We start from the raw sequence: 14,881 nt of genomic DNA on the forward strand, positions 1-14,881 counted from the left end.
TCGCTCCGCCACTGAACCGACTCTAGGGAACCAGCACCGTATCGACCGCCCTGGCCGCGGTCTGCGGATAGTCGAGCGTATAGTGAAGCCCGCGGCTTTCATGCCGGTGAAGCGCCGATCGCACGATCAGCTCGGCCGCCTGAAGCAGATTGCGCAGCTCGATCAGGTCGGGCGTCACGCGGAAATGGCCGTAATAGTCGGCGACCTCGTCGTTCAGCATCTTGATGCGGTGCGCAGCGCGCTCGAGCCGCTTGGTGGTGCGGACGATGCCGACATAATTCCACATGAACCGGCGGATTTCGGTCCAGTTCTGCTTGATGACGACTTCCTCGTCGGAATCGGTGACGCGGCTTTCGTCCCATGGCCGGATCGCCGGAGGCGGGGGCAGTTGGTCCCAATGGGCGGCGATATGTTTCGCCGCCGCCTCGCCGAACACGAAACATTCGAGCAAAGAGTTGCTGGCGAGCCGATTGGCGCCGTGCAGCCCGCTCTCGCTGCACTCACCCGCCGCATAGAGGCCGGGCAGGTCGGTCCGTCCGTCAAGGTCGATGACGATCCCGCCACAGGTATAATGCTGGGCGGGCACCACCGGGATCGGCCCCGTGGTCATGTCGATGCCCAGACCGATCAGCTTTTCGTAGATGTTGGGGAAATGCCCCTTCACGAACTCGGCCGGCATATGGCTGATGTCGAGATGGACATAGTCCAGGCCATAGCGCTTGATCTCGGCGTCGATCGCGCGGGCGACCACGTCGCGCGGCGCCAGTTCCATCCGTTCGGCGTCATAATAGGTCATGAAGCGCTTGCCGGTCTGCGGGTTGATCAGCCGCCCGCCCTCGCCGCGCACCGCCTCGGTGATCAGGAAGTTCTTGACCTCGAGATTGTAGAGGCAGGTCGGGTGGAACTGCATCATCTCCATGTTGGAGATGCGGCACCCCGCGCGCCACGCCATCGCGATGCCGTCGCCGGTCGCGCCCTTCGGCGCGGTCGAAAACAGATAGGTGCGCCCCGCCCCGCCGGTCGCCAGGATGGTGGCGTTGGCGGTGAACAGCTCGACATGGCCGGTGGCGCGGTTGACGGCATAGACGCCCCAGACATTGCCCGCGCCCGAATAGCGTTGCTCATGCCGGCTGGTGGCCAGGTCGACCGCGACCATGTCGGGAACCATGGTGATATTGGGGTGCGCTTCGGCCGCGCGGATCAGCGCCTCCTGCACCGCCCAGCCGGTGGCGTCGTCGACATGGACGATGCGGCGCGCGCTGTGCCCGCCCTCGCGCGTCAGGTGCCAGCCATCGCCGTCACCATCGACATTGAACGGCACGCCAAGCTTGGCCAGCCGGTCGATCGCTGCCGGGGCGTTCTCGACCACGAACTCGACGGTCGCGCGATCGTTCAGGCCCGCGCCCGCGATCATCGTGTCCTCGATATGCGCCTCGAACGTGTCGCCCGGCTCCAGCACGGCGGCGATCCCGCCCTGTGCCCAAGCGGTCGATCCTTCGTTGAGCGCCCCCTTGGCCAGCACCGTGACCTTGAACCGGTCCGCCAGGTTGATCGCGGCGGTCAGCCCCGCCGCGCCCGAGCCGATGATCAGCACGTCGGATTGCCGGGTCTCACTTGCCAATCGTCATTCCTCATCGCGGCGCGGGGCTTTTCGCTATGCGCCAAACCGCCACGAAATCAAACGCTCCGGTCGCCAAGCTTTTGTCGCCGGGTTAGAAGCGATGCCATGCGCAACCTGTTGATCCTTACCGTCTTGTTGTTGGCGTTCGCCGGCCTGATTCCTGCAGCGAACGCGGCGCCGCGCTGCACGCTGGTCGATCCGGGCATCACCAAGCGCTTGTCGGTGGGCGACACCGGCCGCGCGATGCTGATCCATATGCCCGCCGACTATCGTCCCAGCACGCGCCTGCCGCTGCTGTTCGTGCTGCACGGCAGCGGCGGCGACGGAGCGGTGATCCTCAAGCAATCGGGGCTGGAAGCGACCAGCGACCGTCACGGCTTCCTGCTCGCTGCGCCCGATGGCGGTATCCCGGTCGAGAAGGGATTCGTGTGGAATATTCCGGGCGTTCCGACTGTGACCGGCAAGGTGCCGGGGCCGGACGATGCCGACGATGTCGCCTTCATCCGCACCGCGATCGACTGGCTGGTGGCGCAGGGCTGTGCCGATTCCAGCCGTGTCTATGCTTCGGGCTGGTCGGGCGGCGGGCGGTTGACGTCATGGCTGGGCTGCGTCGCATCGGACAAGATTGCGGCGATCTCGCCGGTCGTCGGCCTGCGCGCCGGCAACCCGCTCGCGAGCGATCCCATGCGTCCCGATCCGGTGACCTGTCGTCCCCCGCGGCCGGTGCCGGTGATCGCGTTCGCTGGGGACAAGGACGGCACCAATCCTATTCAGGGCGGCGGCGCGGGCTATTGGCAATATTCGATGGATGCCGCGCTGGCGCGCTGGGCGGAGCTTGGCGGCTGTCGTGCCGGGCCGCTGCGCCGCGACCTCGCCGCCGATCGCTACGAGCAGCTCTACACCGCTTGTCGGTCGCATGCCGAGGTGGCGGGCCACGTCACGCGCGGCGCGGGCCATGTCTGGACCGCCGACAACGAGGCAATGTGGGCGTTCCTGACGCGTTACCGGCGGCGCTGATCCGACTCAGGCGTTGGCGGCGCGGGTCAGGCTCAGGAACACGTCCTCAAGGTCCGCCTCACGCGTGCTGACGTCGACGATCCCGAACCCGGCGGCCTGGACGGCGCCCAGCACCTCGCCGGCGTTCGCCTGATCCTTGGCATAGGTGATGACCAACGTGCGCTCGCCCTTGACCTCGATCTTCTGGAAACAGCGGCTGTCGGGCACGGTCGCGATGTCGCGGTCCACCGTCACCTCGACCGCTTTTTCCTGGGTCTTGCCGACCAGCTCGCGCGTCGGCTCGTTGGCGATGAGCTTGCCGTGGTTGATGATCGCGATCCGGTCGCAAAGCTCCTCGGCTTCCTCCAGATAGTGCGTGGTCAGCACCACGGTCACGCCGCGCTCGTTGAGCGTGCGGACATAGGCCCAGAGCTGCTGGCGCAGCTCGATATCGACGCCGGCGGTCGGCTCGTCGAGCACCAGTACGGGCGGCGAATGGACCATCGCTTTGGCGACCATCAACCTCCGCTTCATCCCGCCCGAAAGCGTGCGCGAATAGGCGTTGGCCTTGTCCTCCAGATGCACCGCGCGCAGCAGCTCCATCGACCGGCGCTGCGCCTTGGGCACGCCGTAGAGGCCCGCCTGGATCTCTAGCGTCTCGATCGGTGTGAAGAAGGGGTCGAACAGGATTTCCTGATTGACGATGCCGATCGCGCGCTTGGCGTTGCGCGGATGCTGGTCGATGTCGAACCCCCAGATCGCGGCGCGCCCGCCGGTCTTGTTGACCAGGCCGGCAAGGATGTTGATCAGCGTCGACTTGCCCGCGCCATTCGGCCCCAGCAGCCCGAAGATCTGCCCACGCGGTACCGTGAAGCTGACATTGTCCAGCGCCTGCTTGCCGCCCTGATAAACCTTCGAAAGGCCTTCGATTTCGATCGCCGCGTCGCTCATGCGCGCTGATCTGGAACCGGCCGGCGGCCTTGGCAAGCGAAACGATTGCGGCGTCTCCACCGCTTTGCTAACCGCACCCCATGATCGCGCCTCCCGAAGTCACCCGCGTCACTCATCGCCGCGTCGCCTGCGACGGCGCGCAGGCCGGTATCGCCGCCGCGCTCGGCCATCCGCGCGTATTCCTCGAGATCGACGAGCATGGCTATGTCGATTGCGGCTATTGCGACCGCCGCTTCGTGCTGGCGGGCGGCCCCGCTGACGGCGCGGACCAGTCGGAACTTCCCGACCACCCCGCTGGCGCGAGCCTCTAAGCCGCCTATATACCGGGGATGTACAACGATCCCCGTGGCTTCCTCTATCGCGACGGCTTCGATGCCGACGCCGCCCAGCGCCTGACCGCCTCGATCCTCGGCCGCGCCGAGGATGGCGAGCTCTATCTCCAATATCGCAAGTCCGAGGCGTTCGGGTTCGACGACGGACGGCTCAAGACCGCCTCGTACAACACCGATTCGGGCTTCGGCCTGCGGGCGGTGAGCGGCGAGACCACTGCCTTCGCGCACGCCAACGAGATCAGCGAAGCCGCGATTCGCCGGGCGGGCGAGACGATGGCGCTGATCGATCCGACGACCGGGCCGAAGGCTGCGGCGCCCGCGCGCACCAACCGGCATCTCTATACCGATGCCGATCCGCTCGACCTCGTCCCGTTCGCGGACAAGGTGAACCTCTGCCAGATGATCGATGCGGCCGCGCGCGCTCGCGATCCGCGCGTGGTGCAGGTCTCGGCCAGCTTGCTCGGATCGTGGAGCGTGGTCGAGATCGTCCGGCCGGACGGCTTCATCGCCACCGATGTCCGCCCGCTGGTCCGCCTCAACGTCTCGATTGTGGTCGAGGCCAACGGCCGGCGCGAGACCGGCAGCTTCGGCACCGGCGGTCGCGCGCTCTATGACCGGTTGTTCGAGCCCGCGACCTGGAACAGAGCGATCGACGAGGCGCTGGCGCAGGCGCTGGTCAATCTGGAGGCGGTCGATGCGCCAGCTGGCGAGATGACCGTGCTGCTCGGTCCCGGCTGGCCCGGCGTGCTGTTGCACGAGGCGGTCGGTCATGGGCTGGAGGGTGACTTCAACCGCAAGGGCACATCGGCCTTTTCCGGCCGGATTGGCGAGCGCGTCGCGGCGCCGGGCGTCACCGTGGTCGATGACGGATCGATCCATGACCGCCGCGGGTCGCTGTCGATCGATGATGAGGGCACGCCGACTCGCGAGACGGTGCTGATCGAGGACGGCATCCTCAAAGGCTATATGCAGGATCGCCTCAACGCGCGGCTGATGGGGGTCGAACCGACCGGCAACGGCCGCCGCGAAAGCTTCCAGCATTCGCCGATGCCGCGCATGACCAACACCTTCATGCGCGCCGGAAATGATGATCCCGGCGAGCTGCTCAGCCGCGTCAAGAAGGGCATCTTCGCCAAGTCGTTCGGCGGCGGCCAGGTCGACATCGTCTCCGGCAAGTTCGTCTTCTCCTGCACCGAGGCGTATTTGATCGAGGACGGCAAGCTTGGCGCCCCGATCAAGGGCGCGACGCTGATCGGCGACGGCCCGACCTGTCTCACCAAGGTGACCGGGATCGGCAACGACTTCGCGCTCGACGAAGGGGTCGGCATGTGCGGCAAGGGCGGGCAGAGCGTGCCAGCGGGTGTCGGTCAGCCCACCTTGCTGGTGGAAGGGCTGACGGTGGGCGGCACCGCCGCGTGACGCTGCGCGCGGCCGATCTCGACGCCTATTTCGCGCGGATCGGCTGGGCGGGGCCGGTCGCTGTGGACCGCACGACGCTGAACGCCATCGCCGCGCATCATCCCGCCGCGATTCCGTTCGAGAATCTCGACCCCTATCTAGACCGCCCGGTCGAGCTTGCACCCGACGCGCTCGTCGCCAAACTGATCCACGGGCAGCGCGGGGGCTATTGCTTCGAGCAGAACGGGCTGCTGCGGCTGGTGCTCGAAGCGCTCGGCTTCGCGGTCACCCCGCTTTCGGGCCGGGTGGTGTGGAACATGGATCCCGAAACGATCACCGCGCGCACGCATATGGTGCTGGGCGTCGATCTTCCCGAAGGCGTGGTGCTGATCGATTGCGGTTTCGGCAGCGCGGTGCCGACCAGGGTGCTCGATCTGGTCACCGATATCGAGCAACCGACCCCGCACGAACCCTTCCGCTTGGTCCGCGTTGGCGAGGAATGGCGCGCGCAGATCCGCATCGGCGCGGAGTGGCGTACCACCTATCGCTTCGACCTCTCGCCCCAGCGGGATATCGATTACGTGGTGGCCAACTGGTACACCTCGACCCATCCCGACTCGCATTTCCGGCATGGCCTGACGCTCGCCCGCTCGTTGCCCGGACGGCGCATCAGCCTGCGCGGGAACGCGTTCGCGACCCATAGACTTCACGGCGTAACCGAGCGGTGCAGACTCATAGATCCCGAGGACATCGCGGCGATCATCGAAAATGAGTTTGGCCTGCGCATCCCGGACCGTCCGGCGCTGCTGGCGCGACTGCGCGACGATCTGCCGACAATGGCGGCTGCGAACTGATGGCGTTGGCCGAACTCGGCCGCTTTCCGCCACCCGAGGCGCATATCGTCATCGGCCTGCTTGAGGCCAATGGCATCCCCGCAATCGCCTTCGATGCCGGATCGAGCATCGTCGAGGGGAGCATCGCCGCGCTGATACCGGTTCGGGTGATGGTCGACGAGGATGATCTGCTTATTGCGCGGGCAGTGCTACGAGACGCCTAAAAATTAGGCAATCGTTCGCTACTGCACAATTTTTTACCTTCGGGTAGCTGCGTCCATCTGCGGACTCCGCCGTATTACTCACGATTCCGACTCTGGCACGCCCTTTGCTGATGGCTCTTGCGGTCAATTGCGAAAGGGGGCGGAATGAAACTCGTCATCGCCATCATCAAGCCGTTCAAGCTGGATGACGTCCGCGAAGCGCTCACGGAACTGGGCATCGCCGGCATGACCGTGACCGAGGTGAAGGGGTTCGGCCGCCAGAAGGGCCAGACCGAGATTTACCGCGGCGCGGAATACAGCACCAACATGGTGCCCAAGCTCAAGATCGAGGTGGTCTGCGCGAGCGACCTCGCCGGCCGCGTTGTCGAGGCGGTCCAGGCCGCGGCCAACACCGGCGCGATCGGCGACGGCAAGATCTTCGTTCTCGACGTCGGCCAGGCGGTGCGCATCCGCACCGGCGAAACCGACCAGACCGCGCTCTGATGAAGGGGGTATCGATGAAGAATGCTTTCAAGCTTGCCGTCGGTCTCGCGCTGTTCGCGGCGGTGCCCGCCTGGGCGCAGGATGCGGTGGCGGCCGTTCCCAACAAGGGCGACACCGCCTGGATGATGATCTCGACCGTACTGGTCATGGCGATGATCGTACCGGGTCTCGCGCTCTTCTATGGCGGCCTCGTCCGCACCAAGAACATGGCGTCGGTGCTGACCCAGGTGCTGGCGGTCGCGGCGCTCGCGATGCTGCTGTGGGTCATCTACGGCTATGCCTTTGCTTTCGGCGGTGACGCCAACCAGTTCATCTCCTCGGGCAAGTTCTTCCTTGCCGGGGTCAAGGCGGACTCGACCGTCGCGACCTTCACCGACGGCGTGGTGATCCCCGAATTCGTGTTCATCGCCTTCCAGATGACCTTCTCGGCGATCACCGTGGCGCTGGTGATCGGCGGCCTGGTCGAGCGGATGAAGTTCAGCGCGCTGATGGTTTTCGCGATCGTCTGGCTGACCATCGTCTACTACCCGATCGCGCATATGGTCTGGTATCTGGGCGGCAGCGACGCGGCGACTGGCCTGATCTTCGGTTGGGGGGCGCTCGATTTCGCGGGCGGCACCGTGGTGCACATCAACGCGGGCGTCTCGGCACTGGTCGGCGCGATCATCCTCGGCCCACGCCTGGGCTACAAGAAGGAGATCATGGCCCCGCATTCGCTGACCATGACGCTGGTCGGCACCGGTCTGCTGTGGGTGGGCTGGTTCGGCTTCAACGCCGGGTCGGCGCTAGAAGCCAATGGTTCGGCGGGCCTCGCGCTCATCAACACCTTTACCGCAACGGCGGCGGGCGTGCTGTTCTGGATGCTGACCGAGCGTCTGCTTGGTCATAAGGCCTCACTGCTCGGCGCCTGTTCGGGTGCGATCGCCGGTCTCGTCGCGGTCACTCCGGCGGCGGGCAATTCGGGCCCGTTCGGCGCGATCCTGCTCGGCGCGATCGCGGCGGTCGTCTGCGCCTGGTTCGTCGTATCGATCAAGCCGAAGCTCAAGATCGACGAATCGCTTGACGCGTTCGGCATTCATGCGCTCGGCGGCATCATCGGTTCGATCGGCACCGCCGTCACCATGCTGCCGGCGCTCGGCGGCCCGGGAGCGGCTGACTATGCGCTGGGTGCCCAGCTTTGGATCCAGATCAAATCGGTGCTCGTCGCCATCGTCTGGGCCGGTGCCGGTTCAGCGATCGCCTTCACCATCGCCAAGTTCGTGACTGGCTTGCGTGTCACCGAAGAGGTGGAGCGCGAGGGGCTCGACCTCGGCGAGCATGGCGAGCGCGCCTATAATTATTGATGAGTTCGGGGCCGTGCCTCGGCGCGGTCCCTCGCGTTGTTCCTCCTGCGGACGACTGGGCCGGTGGCAAGACCACCGGCCCTTTTTTAACGCAGGTCGGCGCGGATGAAGTCCGCGCAGCGTTCGCCGATCATAATGCTCGGCGCATTGGTGTTGCCGCTGATCAGGCGCGGCATGACCGAGGCATCGGCGACATACAGCCCTTCAACCCCGCGAACTCGCAGCTTCGGATCGCAGACCGCGGCATCGTCCGATCCCATCCGCGCGGTCCCAACGGGGTGATATATGGTATCGGCGCGGGCGCGGATCAGCCGTTCGAGCGCCTCGTCGTCATTGCGGTCGATCGGATAGCGGTCGCGGCCGCCGAACGCGGTCAGCGGCTCCGCATCTAGGATGCGATACATCTCGCGCACGCCCTTGATCAGCAGATCGACGTCGCGCCGGTCGGTGAGGAAGCCCGGATCGATCAGAGGGGCCGCGCATGGATCGGCTGAGGCGAGGCGCACCGTCCCGCGACTTTCGGGCCGCAGCACGCAGGCGTGGCAGCTATAACCATGCGCCTTGACCTTGGCTCGCCCATGATCCTCGACGATCGCGACCAGGAAGTGGAGCTGGATATCGGGCGCGGGCAGCCCCGGTTCGGTGCGCAAGAAGGCGCCGGCTTCCGCAAAGGGCGACGTCATGGGTCCGCTGCGGCTGCGGAACCAGCGTGCCATCGCGCCGAGCCCCTTGAGCGATCCGATCAGCGATCGGCCGAGGAACAGGCTGCCTGTGGTCTCGAACGCAGCGACATAATCGAGATGGTCCTGAAGGTTTCCGCCCACTTCGGCGCGATCGACGCGCACGGTCAGGCCGTGTTCCTGCAGATGCGCGCCCGGCCCGATACCCGACAGCATCAGCAGTTGCGCGGTGCCGAACACGCCGCCGCCAAGGACCACGGTGCGGCGCGCGCGGATCATCTTCGACTGGCCGCCGCGCGAATAGGCGACGCCCCAGGCGCGGCCGTCCTCGAACAGCACACGCTCGACGATGGTGTCGCACAGGATTTCGAGATTGGGGCGTGGGGTCAGATATCCGCGCGCAGCGGTCCAGCGTTCGCCGTCCTTCTGCGTCACCTGATAGATGCCGGCGCCTTCCTGCCGGACGCCGTTGAAGTCGGGGTTGCGCGGGATCTGCAGCGATGCCGCGGCGTCGACAAACGCCTCGCTCCCGGGGTGGACGAAGTTCTGGTCGCTCACCTGCAGCGGCCCCTCGCCGCCATGCCATTGGTTGGCGCCGTGCTGGTTGGTCTCGCTGCGCTTGAACACCGGCAGGACATCGGCCCAACTCCAGCCGGTGGCGCCCAGCGCTTCCCAATTGTCATAGTCCCACGGGTTGCCGCGAATGTAGAGCATCGCGTTGATCGCGCTCGACCCACCCAACCCCTTGCCGCGGGGCTGGTATCCGCGGCGGCCGTTGAGGCCGGGTTGCGGAACCGTCTCATACGCCCAGTTGGTCGCGGGCGTCTGCATCGCGATCGCGCCGGGCATCAGCGTGCGGAAACCGGTGTTGCGCCCGCCCGCCTCGAGCACGGCGACGCTGTACTTGCCGTCTTCGCTCAGGCGGCCCGCGGCGGCGCTGCCCCCGGATCCGGCGCCGATGACGACGATGTCGGCTTCTTCCATGCTTCCCCCGCCTGCTCGCGCGCCAGCCAGCGCGCCTTGATGGTTTCGGATGTATCGCGGCTGCCATCGTGGCTCCAGCCCGGCGGGCCGAACATATAGCCGATGCGCGCGCGCAGTCCCGGTGCCGCCCGCACGTCCTTCGCGATGCCCAACCATTCGTGGAACGCGGCTCGCAGGATGCTGAAATCGGGCAAATTGTGGACGATGCCATAGCGCGGCCGATCGTCGTCGCGCTCGGGTTCGAACGTCCCGAACATCCTGTCCCAGATGATGAAGACGCCTGCGTAATTCTTGTCGAGATAGCGCGCGTTGGTCGCGTGATGGACGCGATGGTGCGACGGCGTGTTCATCACCGCTTCGAACCAGCGCGGCATCCGCCCGATCACCTCGGTGTGGATCCAGAACTGGTAGACCAGGTTAAGGCCCGCGCAGAAGAAGACCATTGCGGGCGGAAACCCGATCAGGAACAGCGGAATCCGGAAGATGAAGCCCAAACTGAAGAAGCCCGTCCAGGTCTGTCGCAGCGCGGTCGTGAGATTATAGTGCTGGCTCGAATGATGGATGACATGGCTCGCCCAGAACCACCGCACGCGATGCGCCGATCGGTGGAACACATAGTAAGCCAGATCGTCGAGCACGAAGGCGAGGGCAAACCAGTACCAGGCATAGGAGATGTCGAAGAGCCGGAACTGGTGAATCCAGACTGCAAGCGCGAACACCATGCCACCCGCCAGCACGCTGGCGATGGTGCTGCCGAAACCAAGCATGAGTGACGTCAGTGTGTCACGCGGGCAGTAGCGACTCCGGTCCCTGGCGCGCGCGACCAGCATCTCCGCCAGCACCAGCGCGACGAAGGCGGGAATGGCCAGATCGACGGGATCGGGCAGGTCGGGCATCACTCTCCTTACACACTTGTAAATAAGCGCGTTGGGCGATGAAGCGCAATGGGCCGATCAGTCGCCCAGAATCTGCGAGAAGCTATGTGCCGCGACCTTGTCGGCGACGGTGATCCTGAACATCTGCTGCGGCGATAGCCGGAGTGTGATCACGGTGCCTTCCAGACCGTCGTCCAACATCGCAACCCGGGCGCCTGCAAGACGGTCTGCGCGATGACGCGCGCCCATCGGCTGGAGCAGTACGAGATCGCCGGGTCCGCCCGCCGCGGCGGCGAGCGCTCCGTTTGTGGAGACGACACCCGCCTTGCCCTCGAACCCGCTGCACATGGCTTCAGCCAGACCGATCGCATCCTCGCCGGTCTCAAGCCGCTGCGTGCCGCCCAGCTTGAGCAGCCACGCGATTCCGGCAAGCGCTAGCACCGCCGCAAGTGACGCGGCGGTGAGCCACCAGTTCATGCCTTGCCGGAAAGCTGATCGAGCATCGGGCGGATGCCGTTGATGTCATAGCCCGCGCCTGCAGCGGCTTCGACCAGTCCAGTCGGGTCTTCGCCACGGCTTGCCTCGGCCAGCGCCCAGAGATTGGTCGAGCGTGTGCCCGAGCGGCAAAAGGCGAGCACGGGACCTTCGGAATCGGCCAGCGCGGCACGCATCGCCTCGACCTGCGGACCCGAAAAGCCGGCATGGGTGATCGGGATGGCATGATAGGCGAGCCCCAGCGTCTCGGCGACGGTACGGATCGCGTCACCCTCGGGCTGACCGGCTTCCTCTTCGTCGGGGCGATTGTTGACGATGGTGGTGAAGCCGGCGCGTGCGGCCTCGACGACATCGGCTGGATCGATCTGCGGGGCGACCGAGATCTGGTCGTTGATACGGCGGATGCTGGCCATGAACTATCTCCTCAGGCCTGCTCGCGTATCACCTGCAGGAAGGCGTCGCCATAGGCATCCAGCTTGCGCTCGCCGATGCCAGAGAAGGTGGCGAGGGTCGCGCGGTCTTGCGGCCGGCGGGCGGCCATTTCGCGCAGCACCGAATCGTGGAAGATGACATAGGGCGGGACGCTGGCGGTTTCGGCGAGCTCGCGGCGCTTGGCGCGCAGGGCTTCGAAAAGACCCGCATCTTCGGGCGCAAGCGACGCCGTCGCATCGCCGCGGCGTTTGCGACCGCGTTCGGGCTCGGCGGCCAGCACAACCTCGACCTTGGCCTCGCCGCGCAGGATCGCGCGGGCATCGCCGGCCAGTGCCAGCCCGCCATGTTCGTTCGCGACCAGCACGCCGCGGGCCTGCAGCGCGCGGGCGACCGGCTTGACCAGTGCCATGTCCTCCGGATCTGCGATGCCGAAGACCGAGAGCCGGTCATGCCCCCATTTCTCGATCCGCTCGTCATTGGTGCCGCTCAGCACCTTTTCGAGATGCCCGACGCCGAAGCGCTGGCCGGTGCGATAGACCGCGCTGAGCAGTTTTCGCGCGGTTTCGGTCGCGTCGCGTACGCCCGGCGCGTTGAGGCAGTTGTCGCAATTGCCGCATCGCTCTTCGGGCGTCTCTCCGAAATAGCGCAGCAGGATCGCGCGGCGGCATCCTGCGGTCTCGACCAGTCCGGCAAGCGCATCGAGCCGCGCGCGTTCCGCACCCTGGCGGTTCTGGGGAAGCTCGGTCAGCCAGTCACGCGCGCGCGTGAAATCGCCCGGTGCCCAGAAGAGATGTGCGATCGCCGGATCGCCGTCACGCCCCGCACGGCCGCTTTCCTGATAATAGCCCTCGATAGACTTGGGCAGCCCGGCATGCGCGACGAAGCGGACGTCAGGCTTGTCGATCCCCATCCCGAACGCGATGGTCGCGACCATCACCATGTCTTCGGAGCGGACGAACTCGGCCTGCGCGCGTCGCCGCTGATCGGGCGGCATCCCGGCATGATAGAAGCGCGTCGGGCGGCCGGTGTTGGCGAGGGCCGCCGCCAGCTTCTCGGTCCGGTCGCGCGATGTGGCGTAGACGATCCCGGCGCCCGGCGTGCGCTTGACCAATGACGCGATCGCCGAACCCTTCGATGCGGTGCTGGTGATCGCGTAGCGGATATTGGGCCGGTCGAACCCAGCGATGATCAGCCCGTCAGACGGAATCCCGAGCTGCTCGAGGATATCGGCGCGGGTATGCGCGTCGGCGGTCGCCGTCAGTGCAAGGCGTGGCAGCTGGGGAAAGGCATCGAGTAGCGGACGGAGTAGACGATAGTCGGGTCTGAAGTCATGGCCCCACTCGCTGACGCAATGCGCCTCGTCGATCGCGAACATTGATAGCTTCGCGCTGCGCAGCAGGTTGCGGAACCCCTCGTTCGATGCGCGTTCGGGCGCGACGTAGAGCAGGTCGAGATCGCCGGCGCGAAACCGCGCGATCGTTTCATCGCGATTGTCGTCGGCGCTGGTCAGCGTCGCCGCGCGGATGCCCACTGCCTCGGCGGCGCGCAACTGATCGTGCATCAGCGCGATCAGCGGCGAGACGACCAGGCAGGTGCCGTCGAGCATCTTGGCGGGCAGCTGATAGGTCAGCGACTTGCCCGCGCCGGTCGGCATCACCGCGAGCGTGCGTTGCCCCGCCAGCACGCGATCGACCACATCGTGCTGGACGCCACGGAAATCAGGGAAGCCGAAGGTGGACCGAAGGACGTCGCGAGGATTCATCGCAGGCCGTATAGCGGGTGCTTCCCGGAAATGCGCGCCATCGTGTAGGTTTCCGTGTGCAAGCTCTCGAGGAGGTCTCCGTGGATCCTGACGTCACCGATAATCGCGACCGCAGCCGTTACGAACTGGCGGTCGACGGCCACATCGCCTTCGCCGCCTACAGGACCGACGGTGACGTCATCACCTTCACCCACACGGTGGTCCCGCCCGCGCTCGAGGGCCGCGGCATCGCCAGCCGGCTGATCCTGTTCGCGCTGAGCGATGTCCGGTCGCGGGGCATGAAGCTGATCGCGCAATGCCCGTTCGTCGCGGCCTATATCCGCAAGCATTCCGAATGGACGGATCTGCTCGCGAAGCCGCTGGACTAAACCGCGACCGGCGCTCCATCGACCAGCGTATGCGTGCAGAGCTGTGCCGTCGCGTTGTCGCCGGCGTCGAGCGCGGCGACCGCGACCCACCCGTCGGCGCGCAGTTTCGCCGCGAGCGCGAGATCGGTGCCCACCGGCAGGAACAGCCGCCGCCGTGCGCCATTGGTGAGGCCCGCGTCGAGGATCGGGTCGACGAATAGCGATACGCCGACAGCAGGTTCGTCACCCTGCGCGCCGATCACCGAATAGCTGCCGCCGCGCCCGATCTCGCCGCGCACACCGCGTGCGAACAGCGAAAATCCGATCCAGCTCTGATACTCGAAGCCGTGCCGTTCGGTTGGATCGAGCGTGAGCGCGACCTTGCCAGTCACCGCATCGGCCACCGCCGCAAGGCCGTCGAGCCGCGAGGTGAGCGCGCCGCCCTTGTCGTGTGCACGCAGTCGCGCGAGCGCCGCGTCGAACGGACCGGCGGCCTCGATCAGCGGCAGGAAATCGGGATCGATCGCCGCGACACCGGCCGCGTCCTTGGCGTCGAGCCGGTCACGCAGCGCCGCCAGCTGTGCCGGGGCCATATCGGGAGCAAGCTGTTCGACCAGATCGGGCAGGGTGAAATCGAGCGCGAGGCCGGTGACGCCCGCAGCTTCGAGCGCCTCGACTGCAACCGTGACGATCTCGCGCGCCGCCGCCACGCTGTCGCGTCCAATCAGCTCGCAGCCGATCTGGCGCATCGCACGCTCGGGGCGCAGCTCGCTCGCGCGCAGCTTGAGCACGGTGCCGGCATAAGAAAGGCGAACGGGGCGCGGATGGTGCGCCATGCGCGTCGCGGCGATGCGGCCGATCTGCGCGGTGATGTCGGGGCGGATCGCAAGCGTGCGGCGCGAGGCGGGGTCGGTGAAGCGCACCGCATCCTTGGCGGACGCCGCCTTGAGGCGCGCGCCGAGCGATTCCTCGAACTCGGCGAGCGGCGGATCGACGCGCTCATAGCCGTAGAGCCGCGCGACATCGAGCACGCGCCGCTCCATCGCCGCCGCCGTATCGGCGTGCGGGGGCAGGCGATCGTGAAAGCCCTCGGGAAGAAGGCCTGTGGTGGTGGTTCCGCTCATC

16 protein-coding genes are annotated in these 14,881 nt (G+C 66.5%); 8 read left to right on the forward strand and 8 right to left on the reverse strand.

Annotated elements, in window-relative coordinates:
* Nucleotides 1-22: 22 nt before the first annotated feature.
* Nucleotides 23-1,621, reverse strand: a complete 1,599-nt coding sequence (gene nadB, locus AC07M1_RS01150) for an L-aspartate oxidase (protein WP_495160735.1) — start codon at nt 1,619-1,621, stop codon at nt 23-25.
* Between the two features lie 105 nt (nt 1,622-1,726).
* Between nadB and AC07M1_RS01155 the strand changes: the two genes are divergently transcribed.
* The gene (locus tag AC07M1_RS01155) at nt 1,727-2,638 is read left to right on the forward strand and encodes a CE1 family esterase (protein ID WP_495160736.1); all 912 of its coding nucleotides are present in this window, start codon (nt 1,727-1,729) and stop codon (nt 2,636-2,638) included.
* 6 nt (nt 2,639-2,644) lie between these two features.
* Here AC07M1_RS01155 and AC07M1_RS01160 read toward each other — a convergent pair whose 3' ends face one another.
* Nucleotides 2,645-3,568, reverse strand: a complete 924-nt coding sequence (locus tag AC07M1_RS01160; protein ID WP_495160737.1) for an ABC transporter ATP-binding protein — start codon at nt 3,566-3,568, stop codon at nt 2,645-2,647.
* Between the two features lie 80 nt (nt 3,569-3,648).
* Between AC07M1_RS01160 and AC07M1_RS01165 the strand changes: the two genes are divergently transcribed.
* From AC07M1_RS01165 to AC07M1_RS01190, 6 genes are all read left to right on the forward strand, one after another.
* Complete coding sequence (locus tag AC07M1_RS01165; RefSeq protein ID WP_495160738.1) at nt 3,649-3,879, forward strand: zinc-finger domain-containing protein; 231 nt, start codon at nt 3,649-3,651, stop codon at nt 3,877-3,879.
* Between the two features lie 18 nt (nt 3,880-3,897).
* On the forward strand, nt 3,898-5,319 hold the full coding sequence (gene tldD, locus AC07M1_RS01170; RefSeq protein ID WP_495160739.1) for a metalloprotease TldD: 1,422 nt from the start codon (nt 3,898-3,900) through the stop codon (nt 5,317-5,319).
* Nucleotides 5,316-6,152 carry an arylamine N-acetyltransferase family protein gene (locus AC07M1_RS01175; protein ID WP_495160740.1) on the forward strand — a complete coding sequence of 279 codons (837 nt, stop codon included), beginning with the start codon at nt 5,316-5,318 and terminating at the stop codon, nt 6,150-6,152. Before tldD ends, AC07M1_RS01175 begins: the two co-directional genes overlap by 4 nt.
* On the forward strand, nt 6,152-6,355 hold the full coding sequence (locus tag AC07M1_RS01180) for a putative signal transducing protein (RefSeq protein ID WP_495160741.1): 204 nt from the start codon (nt 6,152-6,154) through the stop codon (nt 6,353-6,355). The genes AC07M1_RS01175 and AC07M1_RS01180 overlap by 1 nt, the downstream gene beginning before the upstream one ends.
* Before the next feature lie 144 nt (nt 6,356-6,499).
* A complete protein-coding gene (locus AC07M1_RS01185) occupies nt 6,500-6,838 on the forward strand; it encodes a P-II family nitrogen regulator (RefSeq protein WP_495160742.1) in 339 nt (112 codons plus the stop codon).
* A gap of 14 nt (nt 6,839-6,852) precedes the next feature.
* Nucleotides 6,853-8,181, forward strand: coding sequence for an ammonium transporter (locus AC07M1_RS01190; RefSeq protein ID WP_495160743.1), 1,329 nt, complete (start codon nt 6,853-6,855; stop codon nt 8,179-8,181).
* Between the two features lie 86 nt (nt 8,182-8,267).
* On the opposite strand, the gene AC07M1_RS01195 is transcribed toward AC07M1_RS01190, so the two are convergent.
* The 5 genes from AC07M1_RS01195 to recQ are packed head-to-tail and all read right to left on the reverse strand — an operon-like array spanning nt 8,268 to nt 13,409.
* The gene (locus tag AC07M1_RS01195; RefSeq protein WP_495160744.1) at nt 8,268-9,845 is read right to left on the reverse strand and encodes a GMC family oxidoreductase; all 1,578 of its coding nucleotides are present in this window, start codon (nt 9,843-9,845) and stop codon (nt 8,268-8,270) included.
* Complete coding sequence (locus AC07M1_RS01200; RefSeq protein ID WP_495160745.1) at nt 9,779-10,741, reverse strand: sterol desaturase family protein; 963 nt, start codon at nt 10,739-10,741, stop codon at nt 9,779-9,781. Before AC07M1_RS01200 ends, AC07M1_RS01195 begins: the two co-directional genes overlap by 67 nt.
* Before the next feature lie 57 nt (nt 10,742-10,798).
* Entirely contained in the window at nt 10,799-11,197 is a 399-nt protein-coding gene (locus AC07M1_RS01205) for a hypothetical protein (protein ID WP_495160746.1), read from the reverse strand.
* Nucleotides 11,194-11,628, reverse strand: a complete 435-nt coding sequence (locus AC07M1_RS01210; protein ID WP_495160747.1) for a protein tyrosine phosphatase family protein — start codon at nt 11,626-11,628, stop codon at nt 11,194-11,196. Before AC07M1_RS01210 ends, AC07M1_RS01205 begins: the two co-directional genes overlap by 4 nt.
* Before the next feature lie 11 nt (nt 11,629-11,639).
* Nucleotides 11,640-13,409: a DNA helicase RecQ gene (gene recQ, locus AC07M1_RS01215; RefSeq protein WP_495160748.1), complete on the reverse strand. Its 1,770-nt coding sequence runs from the start codon at nt 13,407-13,409 to the stop codon at nt 11,640-11,642.
* 80 nt (nt 13,410-13,489) lie between these two features.
* On the opposite strand from recQ, the gene AC07M1_RS01220 reads away from it, so the two are divergent.
* The gene (locus tag AC07M1_RS01220; protein ID WP_495160749.1) at nt 13,490-13,777 is read left to right on the forward strand and encodes a GNAT family N-acetyltransferase; all 288 of its coding nucleotides are present in this window, start codon (nt 13,490-13,492) and stop codon (nt 13,775-13,777) included.
* Here the strand turns inward: AC07M1_RS01220 and AC07M1_RS01225 are convergent.
* Nucleotides 13,774-14,880 carry an ATP phosphoribosyltransferase regulatory subunit gene (locus tag AC07M1_RS01225; protein WP_495160750.1) on the reverse strand — a complete coding sequence of 369 codons (1,107 nt, stop codon included), beginning with the start codon at nt 14,878-14,880 and terminating at the stop codon, nt 13,774-13,776. The genes AC07M1_RS01220 and AC07M1_RS01225 overlap by 4 nt on opposite strands.
* Between the last annotated feature and the right edge of the window lies 1 nt (nt 14,881).

This window comes from Sphingomonas sp. GW821-FHT10C01, assembly GCF_059415525.1.